The following is a 20,877-nucleotide window of genomic DNA, read 5'->3' on the forward strand; positions in this document are numbered from 1 at the left end:
CGCCTATCCGGCAGTCGGCTTGGCCAGCGACGGTCGCTCGCCGGCCTTGGCGGCGGCGGTCGCTTCGACGGCGCGCATGACGCGCAGCAGGTTCTCGCCAGCGATCTTGCGGATATCGGCCTCGGTCCAGCCGGCGTCCATCAGGGCGGCCAGGATGCGGGGATAGGCGTCCACCCCGGTCATGCCCTCGGGCAGGCTGCCGATGCCGTCGAAGTCGGCGCCCAGGCCGACGTGGTCGATCCCCGCGACCTGACGCACATGCTGGATGTGAGCGACGACGTCGGCCAGGGTCGCCTCCGGCGTCGGATGGGCGGCGGACCAGGCGGCCAGGCCGGCCTCGACGGCGGTCGGATCGCCGGGGTTCAGGGTCTTCAGCCGCGCCTCCTCGCCCGCGCGGTCGGCGTTCCAGGCGCGGACCCGTTCGGAGACGAAGCCGGGCGCCAGATTGATCATCACGATCCCGCCGTCCTCGGGCATCATCCGCAGCACCCGGTCGGGGACGTTGCGGGGATGGGCCGTGATCGCCCGCGCCGAGGAGTGGGAGAAGATGACCGGGGCGTCGGACACCCGCATGGCGTCCAGCATGGTGTCCTCCGACACGTGGCTGAGGTCCACCATCATGCCCAGGCGGTTCATCTCGCGCACCACATCCTCGCCGAAGGGGCTGAGCCCGCCCCATTTGGGGGCGTCGGTCGCGCTGTCGGCCCAGGTGGTGGTCTTGGAGTGGGTCAGGGTCATGTAACGGGCGCCGGCGCGGTGGAACTCGCGCAACAGGGCCGGAGAGTCGTCGATGGAATAGCCGCCCTCCATGCCGATCAGGCTGGCGATCCGACCCGAGGCGAAGACGGCGTCCACCTGGTCCGCCGTGGTCGCCAGGCCGAAGACGTCGGGGTGGGCGGCGATAATCCGCTTGGCCGTGTCGATCTGTTCGAAGGTCTCCTCGACCGCCTCGAGCGGGGTCAGGCTGGCGGGGACGTAGACCGACCAGAACTGGCCGCCGACGCCGCCGGCGCGCAGGCGGGCGATGTCCGTGTGGAGCGGGGTCGTCGCCTCCAGATCGGTCGTCAGATCAACGGCGTAGACGTCATTGCCGTACTGCTGGCGCAGGGCCCAGGGGAGGTCGTTGTGGCCGTCGATCAGGGGCGTGGTCTTCAGAATCTCCAGCACCCGGGCCTCGCTGGTCGTTTGGGCTTGGACGGAGGTGGCGAAGGCGGCGACGGCGACGCCGGCCAGAAGACGACGGATCATGATGCGACTCCCTGATGTCGCGACGCACACTGGCAGACGGATCTGGAGAAAAGAACCCTCTCCCGCTTGCGGGAGAGGTGTCGCGTCGATCGGCGAAGCCGATCCAGCGACGGAGAGGGAAGTCTCGCCCATAAGAAGACCTCCCCCATCGTCAGGCGTGTCGCTGCGCGCCACGACCTGACACTTCCCCCGCAAGCGGGGGAAGGTCTAAGAGACGGCATGAGCGACGCCGCCTTCTCCGATCCGCTCGACCTGAAGAAGGTCGAGACCCGCGCCTGGTTCGAGCATCTGCGCGACCGCATCCATTCGGCCTTCGAGGCGCTGGAGGATGCGGCGCCCAACGATCTGTTTCCGGGGGAGCCGGGGCGGTTCGTGCGGACCCCCTGGGCGCGCGAGGCAGGCGGCGGGGGCGTGATGGGGATGATGCACGGCCGGCTGTTCGAGAAGGTCGGGGTCCATGTTTCGACCGTGCACGGAACATTCCCTGCAGACTACGCCAAGACGGTTCCGGGGGCGGCGGAAGACCCCCGGTTCTTCGCCACCGGGATCAGCCTGATCTGCCATCCGGTCAGCCCCCGGATTCCAGCGGTGCATATGAACACCCGCTTCATCGCCACGACCCAGAGCTGGTTCGGCGGCGGGGGCGATCTGACGCCGGTGCTGGAGGCGGACCGGCGCCAGGACCACCCGGACACCCTGGCCTTCCACGCCGCGATGAAGGCGGCCTGCGACGCCCATGACCCCGACTGGCACGCCAAGTACAAGGCCTGGTGTGACGAGTATTTCTTCCTGCCGCACCGGCAGGAGCCGCGCGGCACGGGCGGCATCTTCTATGACCACCACGACAGCGGCGATCACGACCGGGACTTCGCCTTCACCCGCGACGTGGGCCTGGCCTTCCTGGACGTCTATGCGAAGATCGTCGCGGGCCGGATGGCCGAGGCCTGGACGCCGGAGGAGCGCGAGCAGCAGCTGGTGCGGCGCGGGCGCTATGTGGAGTTCAACCTGCTGTACGACCGTGGCACCATGTTCGGCCTCAAGACCGGCGGCAACGTCGATTCGATCCTCAGCTCCATGCCCCCGGTGGTGAAATGGCCGTGAAATCCCCCCTTGCGAAGATCCTGCTGCGCCCCCTGGCCACCTCGGTGCTGTTCGCCGTGCTGTACGGAATCTATCTGGCCCTGTCGAAACAGCCGGATATTCCGCTGACCCTGTTTGTGGTGATCGGCTTCTACTTCGCGGCCTCGCTGCTGCTGGAGCGGTTCGTGTTTCCCCGGTTCGGGCTGTAAGCCGCCGCACCCCACACTCCCGTCATCCTCGGGCTTGACCCGAGGACCGGATGCGGATCGGGCTGTGCGCCCGCCGCTGACGCAATGCGGCGGACAGCCCGGTCCTCGGGTCAAGCCCGAGGATGACGGCGGTTTGGGGTTCCGCTGATGCCGTGAGTCAGACTCCAGATTGATGCTGGAGCGAAGTCTGAGTTGAACCAATCGGGTCAAACTGAACCGATTTTGCTCTAATCCACCGCTCAAGGCTTAACCATACTTGCGCGAACGCAACGGGAACGCCATGAATCGCTTCAGTTGCATACCCCCCAACCACATAAAGAGGCTGGCCAAAGCGCCGGAACAGTATGTCTGACGATGTAAGAGTCACCAACTGGCCCAGTGCCGATACCAAGGAAGAGGTCGCCCTTCAGCTTCTCAAGCTGGTAGCGCGCGCCGAGGAAAGGCCAGTCCTCGGCGATACCGATGTCCTTGATCGAAAGTATATCCTCGATCTTTACGCTGAGTGTCTACAGGCCACGGGCGGCTACTCGAACAGGACGGTGTGATGTTTGAGGTTGGCAAATCCTACAGCTTCACCACTGAGGACGAAAACGGCTTTGGCACGGCCTCCTACAAGGTAGTCGCCTGGGACCATCCTTTGCTCAAGCTCACATCTACTGGTGAGCGTGAGCTGATCTTGAGCGTCGCATCGTCCCGTTTCCACTCGGCAAAGCCCGTGGACCATGACGCTTCGGCTCCAGTGGACTTCGAAATCCTCATTGCGATGGGCAATGACCGATGATTGACGGTACCATTTGGATGAGTCGGCGATTGCTATACGGCTTCACCCCATCGCCGCCGTGAAGGCGTCGCCGGCGCGGCTGCGATAGCGTTCGGCGTGGCGCAGCAGGCGGAAAGGGCGCTCAGGCAACTGGAAGGGCGCTGTGACCAGGCGGCCGGCGGCGACGGAGGCATAGGCGACGCTTTCGGACAGGGCGGTGGCGCCGGCCCCGGCCTCGGCGGCGGCGAGAACCGCTTCGTTCGACGGCAGGGTCATGGCGACGGGCAGGTCTGCGGGATCGATCCCGGCCTGACGCACCGCCTCCTCCAGGGTCGAACGGGTGCCCGAGCCCGCTTCGCGCAGAACCCAGGGGGATGTGGTCAGATCAGTCGCCGACAGACGGCGCAGGCCCGCCCAGGGATGATCGGGCGCGACCACGACCGCCAGGCGGTCCGAACCGATCCGGGCCTGTTCCAGCATGGGGTCGTCGACCGCGCCCTCGACCAGGCCGATCTCGGCCTCGCCTCCCAGGACGGCGGCGGCGGCCTGGCGCGTATTGCCGATCTGGACGTCCAGCTCGATGCCCGGATGGGTGGCGTGGAAGGCCACCAGACGACGGGGCAGCCAGTAGGAGGCGATGGTCTGGCTGGCGAAGACGGTCAGGCGGCCGCGCCGCAGGGCGCTGAGATCCGCCAGCGCCGCCTCGGCCGCCGCCGCGCGGGCCAGAACGGCCCTAGCTTCGGGCAGGAAGGCCTGGCCGGTGGCGTTCAGCACCACGCCCCGCCCCACCCGGTCGAACAGATGGACGTCGTGCTCGGCCTCCAGCGCCGCGATGGCATTGGAAACCGCCGACTGGGTCAGGTTCAGCGCCCGCGCCGCCGCCGTCACATGCTGACGCTCGGCCACGGCGACGAAGATGCGCAGGCGCTCCAAAGTCACGATCAATCTCCAAATCGGATTGAACCGACCATAACAATCCGTTGGACCGAGGTCGAGCGGGCGCGCATCAAGCTGGACCATGAAGTCCGCCGCCTCTGCCGCCGTCGCGACCCCGCCCCTGCCCCGCCCCGTCGGCCTGGCGGCGCGGCTGGGCGCGTTCGGTCGTTCGGTCTGGCCTGGCCTGATGATGAGTCTGGTGGTCGCCCTGGCGGCGGTAGGCCTGGGCGGCCTGGAACGCGAGGCGGTCGGCAAGGTCTGGCTGGAGCCGCTGGTCCTGGCCATTCTGCTGGGGGCCGGGGTGCGGGCGGCCTGGACGCCGGACGACCGGTTCAGGGTCGGGATCGATTTCAGCGCCAAGATTTTGCTTGAGGTCGCCGTGGTCCTGCTGGGCGCCTCGGTCAGCGCGGCGACCCTGTCGTCGCTGGGCCTGGGGTTCGTGGCCGGGGTCTTCGCCCTGGTGGCGGCCGCCATCCTGGCCGGGTTCGGAATCGGCCGTCTGCTGGGGCTGAACCCACGCATGGCCCTGCTGGCGGCGTGCGGCAACGCCATCTGCGGCAACTCGGCCATCGCCGCCGTGGCCCCGGTGATCGACGCCGACGGCGAGGAGGTCGCCGCCTCCATCGCCTTCACCGCCGTGCTGGGGGTGGTGGTGGTTCTGACCCTGCCGCTGCTGGGCGGGCTGATGTCCATGAGCGGACTGCAGTACGGCGCCCTGGCAGGGCTGACCGTCTACGCCGTGCCCCAGGTGCTGGCGGCGGCCGCCCCGTTCGGCGCGGTCGCGACCCAGACGGGGACGGTGGTCAAGCTGGCGCGGGTGCTGATGCTGGGGCCGGTGATCCTGGCGCTGTCGCTGATGTTCAGGGATCGGGCGGCGGGAGCGAAGGGGCCGGGACTGCACCGGCTGCTGCCCTGGTTCATCGTCGGTTTTCTGGCGATGATCGCCCTGCGGAACCTGGACCTGATCCCGCAGGCGGCGCTGGAGCCGATGACGGCGGCGTCGGGCCTGCTGACCGTGGCGGCCATGGCGGCCCTGGGGCTGCAGACTGACATCCGGGCCGTGGCGCGCGCCGGCGGGCGGGTGGTCGCGGCCGTGGTGCTGTCGCTGGCGGCCCTGGTGGGGCTGAGCTTGGGGCTGATCGGGGTGTTGGGGGTTTAGCTCTCCGCCTCCGGACCCAGCAGCACAGCTTCAATCAATCGTGCAGGGAAGACGTCCCGCCATCGCTTGTGGCGAGCGGAACCTGGCTGCGGTCGATCGGCCATTTCACGAAAGCCAGAACCCACAAACCGACAACGTTTACGTAGGGGATCAAAGCGACCACAACCCACCAGCGCGAAAGGCCTAGCCGTTTCAACACACGCGCTGCTGGATAGCCCAACACGAACAGGACAATGCCTAGTATTAACCAGTGCCAGATGCTGAAAACACCCACGGAACGCCCTCCATTATCAGCTAAAGTTACGTTAACTGGGGCAAGCTGCAAGTTCCAAATGGATTGGAAGCACGGATCGGTTGTAACGCAGGGCTCGTCAAAGCACGCCGAAGATCAGATCCCGCTGCCCTGCTCCTCCACCGGCGGCGGGGTGATCAGCAGGAAGGCGCGGATCCAGGCGGTGAGGACGGCGCGGTCGTTGGGGCGTTTCAGGCTTTCGAGGGCGGCGTCGGCCAGGGGTTCGGGGATACGCGACCCACGCCGGGTCTCGACCAGGGCGGCGGCGTAGTCGGGCTGGAACTCCGGGTGGCACTGGAAGGAGATGGCGTCCTCCCCCCAGGCCAGGCCGGCGTAGGGGGTGAAGCCGCTGGAGGCGATGACGCGGGCGTCGGGCGAAATGGCCACGACCTGATCCTGGTGCGAGACCGGAATCGCGATGGTGCGGGCGCGGGGGTGCATCCAGGGCTCGTTGCTGAGGACGTCGTAGCGGTGCAGGCCGACGCCCCAGCCCTTGTCCGATTTTACGACCTCGCCGCCGAAGGCGTGGGCCAGGACCTGGTGGCCGAAACAGATGCCAACGATCCTGGTCCGGCCCCGCGCTGCGCGCAGCCAGTCGACCAGCTGAGGGATCCACGGCAGGTCGTCATAGACCCCGGCGGCCGAGCCGGTGACGATCACCCCCTGAAAGGCGGAGGGGTCGGACGGCAGATGGCCGGACTGGACGTCGAACCGGGTGGTCGGGACGTTTTCGCCCAGCAGGGCGCGGAACCGGGCCGGATAGTCGTCGAAACTGTCCTTCAGGGCCTCGGGCGGATGGCCGGTTTCCAGGATGGCGATGCGGGTCATGGCGCCAACATAGGGGCGCCGCGCGCGGATCAGAAGGACCAGATTTCAGCTCGGCCGCCCGCATCGCCCAGACGCTCGGCCACCCAGCCGCAGACCTGGCGCGCCGCATCCTCGGCGCCCGGCGGCGGATTGACGATCACCAGGGCGCAGCCGTTCATCTTCATCGGATTGGTCAGGGGACGCAGACGGGCCTCGGCGACCAGGGTGGGACCGGCCTTGCCCTCCAGCCGACGGGTGAAGGCGTCGAACGTCTCCAGATCCTTCAGCGGAGTCCAGATGGCGATGGTCGCGGCCGGGTCGCGGCGGACCACCGCCAGGGCGGTTTCGGCCGAGCGGATATAGTCGTCGGGCTTTTCGAACGGCGGGTCGATCAGGATCAAGGGGCCGCGCACCCGCGCCGCCTCGGCCGTGGCCAGGGCGTAGCCGTCGCCCTCGCGCGCCTCGGCGTTGGGGCGGTCGGTCAGGGCCTGGGCCAGCAGGGCGCGGACGGGCGGGTTCAGCTCATAGCCGACATAGGTTCCGCCCGCCCCGAGGGCGTCGGCGATCAGCACCGGCGAGCCGGGATAGAAACGGGCGCCGCCGTCGGGGTTCAGCGCCGCCACCCGGTCCGCCAGGGCCTGCATCAGGGGCGACAGATCAGCGTCCGTCATCAGACGCGCGACCCCGGCCTCGGCCTCCTTTGACCGGGCGGCGTCGCCGGACAGGTCATAGAGGCCGGCGCCGGCGTGGGTGTCGAGCACCGTCAGCGGTCCCGCCGCCGCGCGGGCCTTCACCAGCCACAGGACCAGGGCGTGTTTGACCAGGTCGGCGAAATTCCCGGCGTGGAAGCTGTGGCGATAGTTCATGCCGCCTCGTGTCGCGCCGGGCGCGCAGGGTCAAGGGGAACTCGCCAAGGCGGCGCCGCGTTCGTCGCAGGTCTGAGGCAAGCCGCTGAAAGACCGCTGAAAAGGAAACGCCGGGATGGCGGACGGATCGCATGGCTTCGACCCGGTGGTCGAGGTTCCGCAGGGGCTGAGCTGGTGCAGCGACGACAACCCCGGCCTGACCCGCCGCCGCGCCGGCAAGGGCTGGTCCTATCGCGACGCCGAGGGGCGGCCGGTCAAGGGCCCCAAGGTTCTGGACCGGATCCGCGCCCTGGCCATTCCGCCCGCCTGGACCGACGTCTGGATCTGCCCCAAGGCCAACGGCCATATCCAGGCCACGGGCCGAGACCTGAAGGGCCGCAAACAGTACCGTTATCACAACGATTGGAGCACGGCCCGGTCGGAGAACAAGTTCGACAAGCTGCCGGCCTTCTCACGCGCCCTGCCCCGGCTGCGCGCCCAGGTGGAGCATGATCTGGGGCTGCGGGGACCGGTGAAGGAGAAGGTGCTGGCGACCGCCGTGCGTCTGCTGGAAATCACCCTGATCCGGGTCGGCAATGCGACCTACGCCCGTCAGAACCGCAGCTATGGACTGACCACCCTGAACAAGCGGCATCTGGAGGTGGACGGCGCCGCCCTGACGTTCGAGTTCCGCGGCAAGAGCGGCAAGGACCACCGCGTCAGCGTCCGCGACCGGCGGCTGGCGCGGGTGGTCCGGACCCTGGAGGAGCTGCCGGGGCGCCAGTTGTTCAAATACCGCGACGCCGAGGGCCATCTGTGCCCCGTCACCTCGGACGATGTGAACGCCTATATCCGCGCGGCCATGGGTGAGCAGTTCTCGGCCAAGGACTTCCGCACCTGGGCGGGCACGGTCTCGGCGGCGCGGGCCCTGCGCGAGATGGAGCCCCCGACCTCGCCCACCGACGCGAAACGCAAGATCACCGTCTGCGTCAAGGCGGTGGCGGGCCTCCTGGGCAATACGCCGACGGTGTGCCGGACCGCCTACGTCCATCCGAAGGTGATGGCCCTGTTCGAGAGCGGCGCGTTGAAGACCGCCCTGCCGGGACCGGACGCCAAGGGGTTCGAGACGGCGCTGATCCGGCAGTTGGCCGCAGCCTGACCGTCAGCCCTTCAGCCGCCAGGCGGCGCCGTCGGGGCCGTCCATGACGACGACGTTCAGTTCGTTCAGGCGGTCGCGGATGCGGTCGGCCTCGGGCCAGTCCTTGGCGGCGCGAGCCGCGGCGCGTTGCTCCAGCAGGGCCTCGACCTCGGCCTTCAGGGCGGGATCACCGCCCTCGAACCAGGCGTCCGGCGTCAGCGACAGCACGCCGAGCAGGCCGGCGGCTTCTTTCAGGCTCCAGCGAGCCATGGCGACGTCATTGATGTCGGTCTCGGCGTCATTGAGCAGATCGCGCAAGGCGTTCGCCAGCCCGAAGAGCTGAGCTATTGCGCCGGGCGTGTTGAGATCGTCCTCAAGCGCGTCCAGCACTGGATCGAGCGCGTTCTCGGCCAGTTCCAGCTCGGCCTCGTCCAGCGTGGCCGGATCGAAGTCGGCCAGGGCTGCGTCGGCGTCGCGCAGGACGCCGTAGAGTCGGTCCAGATTCTTGCGGCTCTGTTCCAACAGTCCCTGGTTCCAGTCCAGCGGCTGGCGATAGTGGGCTGACAGAAGGGCCCAGCGGACGACCTCGCCCGGCATGGACTGGACCAGGTCGTGCAGCAAGAGGACGTTGCCGATCGACTTGGACATCTTCTCGGCGTCCACGGTCAGGAAGCCGTTGTGCATCCAGTAGCGGGCGTAGTGGTCGTGGGCGTTCTCGGCGTGGGCGCAGCCGTGGGCGCAGACGCCCTGGGCGATCTCGTTCTCGTGGTGGGGGAAGGCCAGGTCGACGCCGCCGCCGTGGATGTCGATGGGCAGGCCCAGGGTCTGTTCGATCATGGCCGAGCATTCGATGTGCCAGCCGGGGCGCCCCTCGCCCCAGGGGGAGGGCCAGGCCGGCTCGTCCGGCTTGGACGGTTTCCACAGGACGAAGTCGTGGGGGTTCTTCTTGTAGGGCGCGACCTCGACCCGGGCGCCGGCGATCATGTCGTCCAGGTTCCGGCCCGACAGGGCGCCGTAGGACGGATAGGCCGAGACGTCGAACAGGACATGCCCCTCGGCCGCATAGGCGCAGCCGGCGTCGATGATGGCCTGAATCTGATCGACAATGGCCGGTATATAGTCGGTGACATGGGGGGCCAGGTCGGGCGGCGAGACGTTCAGCAGGGCCATGTCAGCGAGATAGGCGGCCTCGTACCGGGCCGTGACCTCGCCGATCGGCACGCCTTCGCGGGCGGCCTTCTGGTTGATCTTGTCGTCCACGTCCGTGACGTTGCGGGCGTAGAGCACCTTGTCCGCCCCGTACTGCCTTCGCAGCAGCCTTGCCAGGACGTCGAACACCACCGGCGGGCGCGCATTGCCGATATGGGCGTAGTCATAGACCGTCGGGCCGCAGACATAGAGGGTCACCCGGTTCGGATCGCGCGGTTCGAACAGGCGCTTTTCACGGCGCAGGGTGTCGTGGATGTGCAGCGGCATGGAGCGGTCTTCGGCAGGTTTTCTTGCAGGACGGAGGGTCCGTCCCATATAGCGGCCTGAGATACAACCGGGCGCCCTCGCCCGCGCCGGCCGGAAATCCAGTCCATGAGCGTCACCCCCGCCAAACCCGTCCTCGTCAGCGATGCGGCTGTGCAGCGTCCCAGCCGCGAACAGGCGCTGGAGGCGGTGCGGACCCTGATCGCCTGGGCCGGCGACAATCCCGACCGGCCAGGCCTGATCGACACGCCCAAGCGGGTGGTTGACGCCTATGGGGAGTGGTTCGACGGCTATGAGGCCGACGCGGCCAAGGAGCTGAGCCGCACCTTCGAGGACGTGACCGGCTATGACGACATGGTCATCCTGCGCGAGATCGAGGTGGAGAGCCACTGCGAGCACCACCTGGCCCCCTTCCTGGGCAAGGCCTATGTCGCCTATCTGCCCGGCGAGAAGGTGGTGGGCATCTCCAAGCTGGCGCGGGTGGTCGAGATCTTCGCCCGGCGGCTGCAGAATCAGGAAACCCTGACCAACGACATCATCGAAGCGATCGAATCGCAGCTTCAGCCCCGGGGCGTCGCGGTCATGATCGACGCCGCCCACCAGTGCATGACCACCCGCGGCGTGCATCACCGGCACGTCTCGACCGTCACGACCCGCTTCACCGGCGCCTTCAAGTCCGATCCCGCCCTGGCGGAGCGTTTCCTGAAGCTGGCGAAGGGCTGAGCCGGCGACCCTGTCGCATATGGGTGTCGCATATAATTGACGTGCAGGAAGGCGCGATCGTTTAGAAGCGCTTTACAAGCGGCGATCGGAACGCCAAGAACCGATCAAGCTTTCGGGCGATCCATAGGGAATGTCGGCGCATATGACGGCCGGCGAGTAACGGAGACGGTGCATGGCTGCGAAGATCGGTGGTTCCGGCGGGGACAAGCACACCATCGAACAGACGGCGGATATCAACATCACGCCGTTCATCGACATTCTGCTGGTGCTGATGATCATCTTCATGGTCGCCGCGCCGATGGCGACCGTCTCGATCCGCCTCGACCTGCCGCCGGCGCAGCCGCCTACCAATCCGACCGAAGAGAAGGAACCGGTGTACATCACCATCCAGGAGAACGGTCAGCTGTTCATCTCCGACAAGCAGACCTCGATCGACAACCTGGCGGCTGACGTCTGCACCGCCCTGGGCGGCGGCGCCTGCCAGGAAGAGCGCGTCTTCGTCCGCGCCCAGCCGGAAGTGAAATATTCGCAGTTCATGGAAGTCATGAACAAGATGCAGGAGAACGGCTTCTTCAAGGTCGGCCTGCTGAACGAAGACATCGAATAGGACTGGGTTCTATCCAGGATCAGGGCCGCGTTCCGGAAGGGACGCGGCCTTTTTCTTTGCGGCGAAGCTTGTGGGACGCGCCCGAGGCGGACTTGATAAGCCCCGGCTGTTCGAGGAGTCCGCCCATGCGCCGTCGCACCTTCCTATCCGCCCTGCCCGCAGGAACCCTGGCCGCCGGCGCCCTGGCCGCGACCGGAACCCAGGCGAGACAGGCGGCGGCCGTAACGCCCTCCACCGCCCGTCCGGCTGATCCCTATGCGGGGGTGGGCATCGGAGATCGGATTACGGGACCCAGGTTCACGGGCCGCTCGACCGTCTGGGGCATGAACGGGGCGGCGGCGACGGCCCATCCGACCGCCAGCCTGATCGGGATCGACACCCTGAGACGCGGCGGATCGGCCATAGACGCCGCCATCGCCATCAACGCGGCCCTGGGCTTTCTGGAGCCGGTGGCCAACGGCATCGGCGGCGACGCCTTTTTCCATGCTGTGGGACCCGAAGCAGAAGAAGGTGATCGGGCTGAACGGGTCCGGCCCCAGCCCGCAGGGCCTGAGTCTGGAGACCGCGCGGTCCAGGGCCATCGACGGCTATCTGCCCCGCTACGGCGCGGTGACGGTGAATGTGCCGGGCACGGTGGACGCCTGGTGGAGCGCGCACCAGCAGTATGGGAAACTGCCGTGGAAGGAGGTCCTGCTGCCTGTCGCCGAACTGTGCGAACAGGGCGCGCCCGTGCCCCAGGTCATCGCCTACTACCTGGAACGCAACATGGCCGCCTTCGACCGGGGCCGTATCCCGATCGAGGAAAACGACAACAGGAAGCGCATCTGGGCCACGGGCGGGGCGACGCCCCGGGTGGGCGAAGTCTTCGCCAACCCGTATCTGGGCGAGACCCTGCGGATGATCGCCGAGGGCGGGCGCGACGCCTTCTATGACGGCCCCATCGCCGATCAGATCGAGGCCTATTTCAAACGGATCAGCGGCTGGATGACCCGCGCCGACATGGCGGCCCACCACACCGAATGGGTCGAGCCGATCCAGACCAACTATCGCGGAGTGGACGTCTTCGGCCTGGGCCCGAACACCCAGGGCCTGTCGACCAACCAGATCCTGAACATCTGCGAACAGTTCGACCTGAAATCCATGGGCTTCCAGTCCGCCGCCTCGCTGCACGTCCAGGCCGAGGCCAAGCGGCTGGCGTTCGAGGACCGGGCGCGCTGGTTCGCCGACGACCGCTTCTCCAGGACCCCGGTCGAATGGCTGAACTCCAAGGCCTACGCCGCCGAGCGGGCGAAGCTGATCCGGCCGGATCGGGTGATGGACCGGGTCATGCCCGGCGACGCGCCGCATCACGGCGACACCACCTATTTCAGCGTCGCCGACAGCGACGGCATGATGGTCAGCTGGATCCAGTCCAACTATCGCGGCATGGGTTCGGGCCTGGCGCCGGACAATGGGACCGAGCCGCTGGGCTTCATGTTCCAGGATCGAGGCGAACTGTTCGCCCTGACCGACGGCCATCCCAACATCTATGCGCCGGGCAAGCGGCCGTTCCAGACCATCATCCCCGGATTCGCGGTCAAGGACGGCGAGCCCTGGATGGCGTTCGGCGTCATGGGCGGCGCCATGCAGCCCCAGGGCCAGGCGCAGATCATCATCAACATGGTCGACTATGGGCTGGAGCCCCAGGCGGCGGGTGATGCGCCGCGCTGGCAGCACTATGGCTCGTCGGAACCGACCGGCCAGCCGCAGGAAGGAACCGGAGTGCTGCACCTTGAGAGCGGCGTGCCCGAGGCGACCAAGGCGCAGCTGCGGGCCATGGGCTGGACCTTGGGCGAGCCGGACGGCGGCTTCGGCGGCTATCAGAACGTGATGAAGCAGATGAACCCGGGCGGGCGCTGGACCTATGGCGCGGCGACCGAAATGCGCAAGGACGGGATCGCCCTGGCCTATTGAGGTTGGGCCTATTGAGATTGGCGTTCGGAAATGACCCACGAAGAGGTGCGTGCTCTGCTGCTGTCCTTTCCCGGCGTCGAGGACGGCGTCTCCTATGGGGAACCGTCGTTCAAGGTGGCGGGGAAGTTCTTCACCTGGCTGCGTCCGAAGCTGGACGACAGTATCGTGGTGCACCTGGATAATCTGGACGAGCGGGATTTGCTGATCGAGATGGACCCCGACGCCTTTCATTTCACGGACCACTACCGCGACTATCCGATCGTGTTGGCCCGCATCGCCCATGTCGATCCCGTCTGGCTGAAGGCGGCGCTGTGGAAACGGTGGCGCAAGGTCGCGCCGAAGCGCCTGGCAAAGGCCCATGACGCGGCTTGACCTGACGTCGGGGAAATAAGTCAGGGTCCGTTGAAAATAGCAACGGACGGAAACGACATGGGGCTGACGGTCGAAGACCGGTCGATCAAGGCCGAGGACGGCTGGCCGCTGGAAGCGACCCTGTTTCGGGGCGACAGGCCGAGAATGGCGGTGCTGGTCTCGGCCGGAACGGGATTTCCGCGCGGCTTTTACGCCCGGTTCGCGCGGTGGATGGCCGAACGGGGCGGCGTGGTTCTGACCTATGACTATCGCGGCATCGGCGGGTCGCGGCCCGAGGATCTGGCGGCCATGGAGATGGACTATCCCGACTGGGGTCGGCTGGACATGCCGGCGGCGCTGAAGGCTCTGAAGAAGGCGGCGCCGGGCCTGCCGATCTTCCATGTCGGACACAGCGTCGGGGGTCATTTCGTCGGCTTCATGTCCAACCAGGGCGAGATCGCCCGCCACGCCTTCGTCTCGGTCGGGACCGGATGGTGGGGCGGACACCACCGAACCTATAATCCGATGGAGCTGTTCTTCTGGTTCGGTTTCGGGCCGCACCAGCTGCGCCGCCACGGCTATATCCGCGCGGGCCGGCTGTGGCGCGGGACCGACCTGCCGCGCGGCGTGTTCGATACGTGGAGGCGGTGGTGCCTGAAGCCCGCCTATTTCCTGGACGAGCTGAGGTCCGGCGCCCTTGAGCCCCAGGGGTTCGACAAGGTTCGGGCGCCGATCCGGTCCTGGATCTTTCCCGACGACCCCATCGCCACACCGGGCACAGGCGCGGCCCTGCTGAAGGCCTATCCCAACGCCTCGTCCGAGATCGTGGTGCGACGCTCCCAAGACTACGGCGCCCGACGGATCGGCCACGAGGGCGCCTTCCGCAAGGGACTGGAGCCGCTGTGGCAGGAAATTCTGGATTGGTTCGACGCAGGGGTTTCGAAGGCTGGACCCGGCGCCTAACTGTTCGGCTCCCCCAGTGAGAAGGTGTTCCCCCCATGGCCTATGGCGATCAGCCCACCCTCAGCGTCGACGGCGTCGAGATTCCCCTGCTCGGCTTCGGCACCTGGCAGCTGGAGCCGGCGGACGCGCGCCGGATGGTCGCCGAGGCCCTGCGGATCGGTTATCGCCACATCGACACGGCCTGGATCTACAAGAACGAGAAGGCGGTGGGCGAAGGCATCCGGGATTCGGGCGTGCCGCGTGAGGACATCTTCCTGACCACCAAGATCTGGGTCGAGCATTTCACCCATGACGCCCTGCTGAAACAGGCCGAGGAATCGGCCGAGAGCCTGGGGACCACGCCGGACCTGCTGCTGCTGCATTGGCCCAAGCCGACGCCGACCTTCGAAGAGACCCTTGGCGCGCTGAACCAAGCCAAGGACCGGGGACTGACGCGCAACATCGGCCTGTCCAACTTCCCGTCCAAGGAATTCCGGCAGGCCCAGGCCCTGTCCAAGGCGCGGCTGATCACCAATCAGGTCGAACACCATCCCTATCTGGGCGTTGACGCCCTGGTCGCGACGGCGGCCGAGCTGGGGTCGTCGATCACGGCCTGGTCGCCCCTGGCCCAAGGCAAGATCGCAGACGACGCCACGATTTCCGAGATCGCCCAGGCCCATGGCAAGGCCAACGGCCAGATCACCCTGCGCTGGCTGATCCAGAACCGGATCATCGCCATTCCGCGCACGACGAAGGAAAGCCGGGCGCGCGAGAATTTCGACATCTTCGACTTTGAACTGTCGGGCGAGGAGATGCAGCGGATGGACGCCCTGGACCGGGGCGAACGGCTGGGCGACTGGCTGGACCCCGCCTACGAATGGGACAAGTCCGCCGCCTGATCAGAAGAGGCGCGCATGTTGCGGGAAAGAGATCGGCCGCGTCTGTGGCGCGCCGCCTTCGCCGTCATCGGCTGGGCGGCGCTGGCGTTGCAGTATCTGCTGATGGCGGGGCCGGCGGACGGCTGGGCGGTTGCGACGCGGACCGTCCAGTACTTCAGCTTCTTCACGATTCTGACCAATATACTGGTCGCCCTGGCCCTGACCGGGCCTTTGCTGAAACCGACATGGCCCCTGGCCCGCTGGACGGCGTCGCCGACCTTCCGCGCCGCCGTGACGACCTACATTCTGATCGTCGGGCTGGTGTATCATTTCATGATCGCCCCCTACTGGCGGCCGGAGGGGCTGACCTTGGCCGTCAATCTGGTGCTGCACTACGTCATGCCGGCCGCCTTCCTGCTGGACTGGCTTTGGTTCACGCCGAGGGGCGCGTTGCGGTGGATCGACCCGGTGAAGGCCCTCGGATTTCCGCTGATCTTCGGCGCATGGACCCTGGGTCACGGGCTCGCCACCCACTGGTGGCCCTATGGGTTCGTCAATGTTGACGCCCTGGGGCTGGGCCGGGTGCTGGCGACTTTCGGCGGGCTGCTGGTCTTTTTCCTGCTGGTCGGATCGGCGCTGGTCGGGATGGACCGGGTCTTAAGCCGAACGAGGCGTGACAGTTCGGCCCCGGCGCTTTAGGCGGAGCCATGGCCTATAAATCCCTGCGTGACTTCATCGACCAGCTGGAAGCCGACGGCGAGCTGGTGCGGGTGTCCGAACCCGTCTCCACCGTGCTGGAGATGACCGAAATCCAGACCCGGCTGCTGCGCAACGGCGGCCCGGCGGTGCTGTTCGAAAAGCCGGTCATGCCGGACGGGACCATCAGCCCCGTCCCCTGCCTGGCCAATCTGTTCGGCACGGTGAAACGGGTCGCCATGGGGGTGACGCTGGAGGGCAAGAACCGCACGACGGCGGGCGAGCTGCGCGAGGTCGGGGAACTGCTGGCCTTCCTGAGAAATCCGACGCCGCCGCGGGGCTTAAGCGACGCCATGGAGATGCTGCCCCTGGCGCAGACCGTCATGTCGATGCGGCCCAAGACGGTGAAGAAGGCGCCGGTGCAGGAGGTGGTGCTGAAGGGCGACCAGATCGATCTGGCCGCCCTGCCCGTCCAGACATGCTGGCCCGGCGAGCCGGCGCCCCTGATCACCTGGGGTCTGGTCGTGACCAAGGGGCCCAGCGAGGATCGCGAGGACGACTTCAACCTGGGCATCTATCGGATGCAGGTCCTGGGCAAGGACCGGGCCATCATGCGCTGGCTGGCCCATCGCGGCGGGGCGCAACACTACGCCCGGCACAAGAAGGCGCGGCCCAAGGAGCCCCTGCCCTGCGCCGTCGTCCTGGGCGCCGATCCGGGGACCATCCTGGCGGCGGTGACGCCGGTGCCGGACACCCTGTCGGAATATCAGTTCGCGGGCCTGATGCGCGGCGCCAAGGCCGAGCTGGTCCCGTGCAAGACCGTGCCGCTGATGGTCCCGGCCCAGGCCGAAATCGTGCTGGAGGGCCACGTCCTGCTGGACGCGTTCGAGGACGAAGGCCCCTATGGCGACCATACCGGCTATTACAACTCGGTCGAAAAGTTCCCGGTCTTCAAGGTCAGCGCCGTCACCATGCGGCGGAACCCCATCTATCTGACCACCTTCACCGGACGGCCGCCGGACGAGCCCAGCGTGTTGGGCGAGGCGCTGAACGAGGTCTTCATCCCCCTGCTGCGCCAGCAGTTCCCCGAGATCGTCGACTTCTGGCTGCCGCCCGAGGGGTGCAGCTACCGGATCGCGGTGGTGTCGATGAAGAAGGCCTATCCGGGCCACGCCAAGCGAGTGATGCTGGGCGTCTGGAGCTATCTGCGCCAGTTCATGTACACCAAATGGGTCATCGTCGTGGACCACGACATCGACGCCCGCGACTGGAAGGACGTCATGTGGGCCATCTCGACCAAGATGGACCCGGCGCGCGACATCACCGTGATCGAGAACACCCCGATCGACTATCTGGATTTCGCCAGCCCCGAGAGCGGCCTGGGCTCCAAGATCGGCCTGGACGCGACGGACAAATGGCCGCCCGAGACCAAGCGCGAATGGGGCGAGGAGATCCGGATGGACCAGGCGGTGGTCGAAAGGATCGACGCCATCTGGGACACGCTCGGCTTGCCCGGCGACAAGACGTCGATCTGGAAATAGGGCGGAAGCCTTGATTCACGCCGAGGGGGCGATGTGAGCGCGTTCGAATTCTTCTTCAGCTTCTATGGGCTGATCCTGGGCCTGTCGGTGGCGGAACTGCTGGGCGGGTTCGCGCGGACGCTGAACCGTAATCCAAGGCCGCGCTTCGGCCTGTTGACGCCGCTGCTGGTGGTGTTCGCCGCATTGGATGTGACCACCTTCTGGTTCCAGGCCTGGATCATCTTCCGCCCCGCCCCGTTCAATCTGGCCCTTCTGATGCTGGGCCTGGTGATCGCAGGCCTGTTCTACATCTCGGCCACCCTGGTCTTTCCGCGTGACGAGGATCAGGTCGAGGATCTGGACGCCCATTTCTGGCGCAACAAGCGCACCATCCTTCTGCTTCTGCTGAGCGCCAATGTCATTGTCGCCAGCCTGATCGTCGGCGTCGCGGCCGCCCAGGGCGAACTGCATCTGGTGGCCAAGAGCTGGTTCTTCTGGTTCGGCGTGAGTCTGTTCACCGGTCTGACGCTGATCGCCGCCCTGGCGCGCCGCCCCTGGATCGTGAAGGCGGCGCTGATCGCGCTCTTGGCCTATTACGGCCTGAACATCAGCCGGGCTGCGGCGCCCCTGGTTGAAAAGGGCGGCTGGTCCCTGGTGGCGAAGGAATAGTCCGCCGATCGCGGATCGGCCGCCGAGGCGCGCTTGCCAAGACAAGCGTGATAACTCCATATCTGGGCGTGGCGTCAGATCGGGGGACAGGTGAGCGCGTTCGAATTCTATTTCAGTTTCTATGGCTTAGCGCTCGGCTTGTCGGTGGCGGTGATCGCCACGGGCCTGGCCACGGCGATCCAGCATCGCACGACCCTGCGCATCGGCTGGCTGACGCCCCTGTTGGCCCTGTTCGTCGGCCTGGACATCGCCACCTTCTGGGACGCCGCCTGGCACACCTTCCGCGACGCCCCGTTCAGCTACGGCATGCTGGTGATCGGCCTGGCGATCGCCATGGTCTATTTCATCGCGGCCTCCCTGGTCTTTCCGCACCAGATCGAAGACGGGATGGACCTGGACGACCATTTCTGGGGCAACAAGAGGATCGTGCTGATCCTGACCACCGTGGCCAATACGCTGATGGTGGCGGTCTCGATCTCTCAAATACTCGGCAAGCCGGGTGCGGCCATGCTGCTGATCAACTATGCGATCGCCTATCCGCTGTATCTGGTGCTGGTCGTTCCGGCGGCCCTGACCCGCAGCAGGCGGACCTTCGCCATCCTGCTGGGCCTGCACGTCGCCATCTATTTGATCCTGGCCTGCATGCCGGCGACCCTCGCCGTCCCCACCCCGGCCACGCCCGCCGCCGTCGCCGGCTGAGGCCCGCAGGCTTGCCATAAGGACCGGATCGGTCGAGGACTTCATCCATGCGTCACGCGCTTCTGCTCGCCGCCGTCGCGGCCCTAGTCTCGAGTCCCGCCATGTCCCAATCGCCGGGCCGTCCGCCCGTTCTTTCCAATATCGCGCCCTGGGACCAGCCCTTCCTGCCGCCCGCGCCGGCCTGGGACGGGGCGTCGAAGGCCCTGCTGCGCGATGCGAGCGATCCCTGGGTGACGCCGTTTGAGGCCGATCGGGGCCATGACTTTTCGCCGAACTATGTCGATACCCGCGCCTGGTTCGACCGACTGGACGCCGCCAGCGACCTGATCCGGATCGAACAGTTCGGCGTCTCGCCCGAGGGGCGGCCCGTCTATGCGGTGATCGCCTCCAAGGACGGCGCGGCCTTCGATCCGGCCAAGCCGGTGCTGATGATCCAGGCGGGTATCCATCCGGGCGAGATCGACGGCAAGGACGCGGGCATGATGGTGCTGCGCGACATCGCCTTCTATGGGAAGGACGCCCTGCTGGACCGGGTCAATCTGATCCTGATCCCCATCCTGAGCGTGGACGGGCATGAGCGCGCCGGCGCCTATTCCCGCCCGAACCAGCGCGGACCACGCATCCAGGGCTGGCGCAATACGGCGACCAATCAGAACCTGAACCGCGACTATCTGAAGCTTGACCAGGCCGAAATGCGGGCAGTGCGGGGCCTGATCCTGAAGTACCGGCCGGACCTCTATGTGGACGTCCACGTCACCGACGGCCTGGATTATCAGTACGACGTCACCTACGGCTTCAACGGCGAGGACGGATCGTTCAGCCGCTCGCCGAACAGCTCCGCCTGGCTGGATACGGTGTTCAAACCGGCGATGAACGCGGCCCTGGAGCGCCAAGGCCATATCCCCGGCGAACTGGTGTTCGGCATCGACGACGACGAACCGAAGAAGGGGCTGTCGGACGGCGGCCTGGGCGAACGCTACTCCAACGGCTGGGGCGCCGCAGCCCATGTGCCGACGATCTTGATCGAAAACCACAGTCTGAAACCGCACGAACAGCGGGTGCTGGGGACCTATGTCTTCATCGAGGAGGCGATGCGGCTGCTGGCCGATCAGGGCGCGGCGCTGAAGGCGGCCACCGATCAGGACCTGACCCTGCGACCGGCGCAGATCCTGGCGAATTTCGAGGCGGAGGAGACCCCCTCCTCCACCCGCCCGTTCAAGGGGATGCTGTACGAGATGTATCACAGCCCCGCCTCGGGTCGCGACGAGGTGCGCTGGCTGGGCCGGCCCGATCCCGAACCGTGGCAGATGCCCTTCTACGGATCCAAGCCGACGCTGACCCTGAGCCGTCCGACCGCCTATTGGGTGCCCAGCTATCGTACCGACATCATCGAGCGGCTGAAAATCCACGGCGTCGAGATGGAGACGCTGCCTGCGCCGCGCACGGTGAACCTGTCGATGCTGCGCCTGGTCGAGCCGAAACTGGCGACGCGGGCCAACGAGGGCCACGTCCAGGCCTCGGTGAAGACGGTCGAGGCCGAACGCCGCGACTGGACCTTCCCCACCGGCTCGGTGCGCGTGCCGACCGATCAGCCGCTGGGCGACGTCGTCGTTCTGCTGCTGGAGCCGCAGTCCAGCGAGAGCTTCTTCGCCTGGGGCCTGTTCCCCGAAGTCATGAGCCGGGTCGAATATATCGAGGCCTACGCCATCGCGCCCCTGGCCGAGAAGATGCTGGCGGCCGATCCGGCGCTGAAGGCCGAGTTCGAGGCCAAGCTGGCGGCCGAACCGGCGTTCGCGGCTGATCCGCAGGCGCGGCTGGCCTGGTTCTATGAGCGGACGCCCTTCTATGACGACCGCTATCTGCTCTATCCCGTCGGGCGCGAGGACTGATCC

The 20,877-nt window shown here is 66.9% G+C and carries 21 protein-coding genes and 1 pseudogene; 17 read left to right on the forward strand and 5 right to left on the reverse strand.

Features of this window, described 5'->3' with window-relative positions:
- Positions 1–3: 3 nt before the first annotated feature.
- Positions 4–1,248: a dipeptidase gene (locus ACZ5M6_RS13965; protein ID WP_464158941.1), complete on the reverse strand. Its 1,245-nt coding sequence runs from the start codon at positions 1,246–1,248 to the stop codon at positions 4–6.
- Positions 1,249–1,467: 219 nt separating this feature from the next.
- On the opposite strand from ACZ5M6_RS13965, the gene hemF reads away from it, so the two are divergent.
- The 3 genes from hemF to ACZ5M6_RS13980 all read left to right on the forward strand — a co-directional run bounded on the left by hemF (position 1,468) and on the right by ACZ5M6_RS13980 (position 3,318).
- Complete coding sequence (gene hemF / locus ACZ5M6_RS13970; RefSeq protein WP_464158942.1) at positions 1,468–2,349, forward strand: oxygen-dependent coproporphyrinogen oxidase; 882 nt, start codon at positions 1,468–1,470, stop codon at positions 2,347–2,349.
- Positions 2,346–2,537: a hypothetical protein gene (locus ACZ5M6_RS13975; RefSeq protein ID WP_464158943.1), complete on the forward strand. Its 192-nt coding sequence runs from the start codon at positions 2,346–2,348 to the stop codon at positions 2,535–2,537. Before hemF ends, ACZ5M6_RS13975 begins: the two co-directional genes overlap by 4 nt.
- 544 nt (positions 2,538–3,081) lie before the next feature.
- A complete protein-coding gene (locus ACZ5M6_RS13980) occupies positions 3,082–3,318 on the forward strand; it encodes a hypothetical protein (RefSeq protein ID WP_464158944.1) in 237 nt (78 codons plus the stop codon).
- Between the two features lie 42 nt (positions 3,319–3,360).
- Here the strand turns inward: ACZ5M6_RS13980 and ACZ5M6_RS13985 are convergent, their stop codons facing one another.
- Positions 3,361–4,236: a LysR family transcriptional regulator gene (locus ACZ5M6_RS13985; RefSeq protein WP_464158945.1), complete on the reverse strand. Its 876-nt coding sequence runs from the start codon at positions 4,234–4,236 to the stop codon at positions 3,361–3,363.
- 79 nt (positions 4,237–4,315) lie between these two features.
- Here ACZ5M6_RS13985 and ACZ5M6_RS13990 point away from each other — a divergent pair, with 79 nt between their 5' ends.
- The gene (locus ACZ5M6_RS13990) at positions 4,316–5,392 is read left to right on the forward strand and encodes a YeiH family protein (protein WP_464158946.1); all 1,077 of its coding nucleotides are present in this window, start codon (positions 4,316–4,318) and stop codon (positions 5,390–5,392) included.
- A gap of 388 nt (positions 5,393–5,780) precedes the next feature.
- On the opposite strand, the gene ACZ5M6_RS13995 is transcribed toward ACZ5M6_RS13990, so the two are convergent.
- Both ACZ5M6_RS13995 and rlmJ read right to left on the reverse strand, forming a co-directional pair.
- On the reverse strand, positions 5,781–6,512 hold the full coding sequence (locus tag ACZ5M6_RS13995; RefSeq protein WP_464158947.1) for a type 1 glutamine amidotransferase: 732 nt from the start codon (positions 6,510–6,512) through the stop codon (positions 5,781–5,783).
- 29 nt (positions 6,513–6,541) lie between these two features.
- The gene (gene rlmJ / locus ACZ5M6_RS14000) at positions 6,542–7,357 is read right to left on the reverse strand and encodes a 23S rRNA (adenine(2030)-N(6))-methyltransferase RlmJ (RefSeq protein WP_464158948.1); all 816 of its coding nucleotides are present in this window, start codon (positions 7,355–7,357) and stop codon (positions 6,542–6,544) included.
- Between the two features lie 115 nt (positions 7,358–7,472).
- Here rlmJ and ACZ5M6_RS14005 point away from each other — a divergent pair, with 115 nt between their 5' ends.
- Positions 7,473–8,495, forward strand: coding sequence for a DNA topoisomerase IB (locus ACZ5M6_RS14005; RefSeq protein ID WP_464158949.1), 1,023 nt, complete (start codon positions 7,473–7,475; stop codon positions 8,493–8,495).
- A gap of 3 nt (positions 8,496–8,498) precedes the next feature.
- On the opposite strand, the gene cysS is transcribed toward ACZ5M6_RS14005, so the two are convergent.
- A complete protein-coding gene (gene cysS, locus ACZ5M6_RS14010; protein ID WP_464158950.1) occupies positions 8,499–9,950 on the reverse strand; it encodes a cysteine--tRNA ligase in 1,452 nt (483 codons plus the stop codon).
- 105 nt (positions 9,951–10,055) lie between these two features.
- On the opposite strand from cysS, the gene folE reads away from it, so the two are divergent.
- The 12 genes and pseudogenes from folE to ACZ5M6_RS14070 all read left to right on the forward strand — a co-directional run bounded on the left by folE (position 10,056) and on the right by ACZ5M6_RS14070 (position 20,874).
- Positions 10,056–10,670 carry a GTP cyclohydrolase I FolE gene (gene folE, locus ACZ5M6_RS14015; RefSeq protein WP_464158951.1) on the forward strand — a complete coding sequence of 205 codons (615 nt, stop codon included), beginning with the start codon at positions 10,056–10,058 and terminating at the stop codon, positions 10,668–10,670.
- 172 nt (positions 10,671–10,842) lie between these two features.
- Positions 10,843–11,277 carry a biopolymer transporter ExbD gene (locus ACZ5M6_RS14020; protein WP_152950694.1) on the forward strand — a complete coding sequence of 145 codons (435 nt, stop codon included), beginning with the start codon at positions 10,843–10,845 and terminating at the stop codon, positions 11,275–11,277.
- A gap of 323 nt (positions 11,278–11,600) precedes the next feature.
- Positions 11,601–11,705, forward strand: a pseudogene (locus tag ACZ5M6_RS14025) (hypothetical protein); the annotation flags it as partial.
- A gap of 55 nt (positions 11,706–11,760) precedes the next feature.
- Positions 11,761–13,230, forward strand: coding sequence for a gamma-glutamyltransferase family protein (locus ACZ5M6_RS14030; RefSeq protein ID WP_464158952.1), 1,470 nt, complete (start codon positions 11,761–11,763; stop codon positions 13,228–13,230).
- A 30-nt stretch (positions 13,231–13,260) separates the two neighbouring features.
- Complete coding sequence (locus ACZ5M6_RS14035) at positions 13,261–13,602, forward strand: MmcQ/YjbR family DNA-binding protein (RefSeq protein WP_182714860.1); 342 nt, start codon at positions 13,261–13,263, stop codon at positions 13,600–13,602.
- A gap of 57 nt (positions 13,603–13,659) precedes the next feature.
- Entirely contained in the window at positions 13,660–14,544 is an 885-nt protein-coding gene (locus ACZ5M6_RS14040; RefSeq protein WP_464158953.1) for an alpha/beta hydrolase family protein, read from the forward strand.
- Positions 14,545–14,579: 35 nt separating this feature from the next.
- Entirely contained in the window at positions 14,580–15,422 is an 843-nt protein-coding gene (locus ACZ5M6_RS14045) for an aldo/keto reductase (RefSeq protein ID WP_464158954.1), read from the forward strand.
- A gap of 15 nt (positions 15,423–15,437) precedes the next feature.
- Positions 15,438–16,100, forward strand: coding sequence for a Pr6Pr family membrane protein (locus ACZ5M6_RS14050; protein ID WP_054766232.1), 663 nt, complete (start codon positions 15,438–15,440; stop codon positions 16,098–16,100).
- 8 nt (positions 16,101–16,108) lie between these two features.
- Positions 16,109–17,638, forward strand: a complete 1,530-nt coding sequence (locus ACZ5M6_RS14055; RefSeq protein ID WP_464158955.1) for a UbiD family decarboxylase — start codon at positions 16,109–16,111, stop codon at positions 17,636–17,638.
- A gap of 33 nt (positions 17,639–17,671) precedes the next feature.
- A complete protein-coding gene (locus ACZ5M6_RS14060) occupies positions 17,672–18,286 on the forward strand; it encodes a hypothetical protein (RefSeq protein ID WP_152950700.1) in 615 nt (204 codons plus the stop codon).
- A 90-nt stretch (positions 18,287–18,376) separates the two neighbouring features.
- Complete coding sequence (locus tag ACZ5M6_RS14065) at positions 18,377–18,985, forward strand: hypothetical protein (protein WP_191554293.1); 609 nt, start codon at positions 18,377–18,379, stop codon at positions 18,983–18,985.
- A 101-nt stretch (positions 18,986–19,086) separates the two neighbouring features.
- Positions 19,087–20,874 (forward strand): M14 family metallopeptidase, encoded by a 1,788-nt coding sequence (locus tag ACZ5M6_RS14070; RefSeq protein WP_464160128.1) that lies wholly within the window; start codon positions 19,087–19,089, stop codon positions 20,872–20,874.
- Positions 20,875–20,877: the final 3 nt, after the last annotated feature.

This window comes from Brevundimonas sp. Br13 (assembly GCF_055391505.1).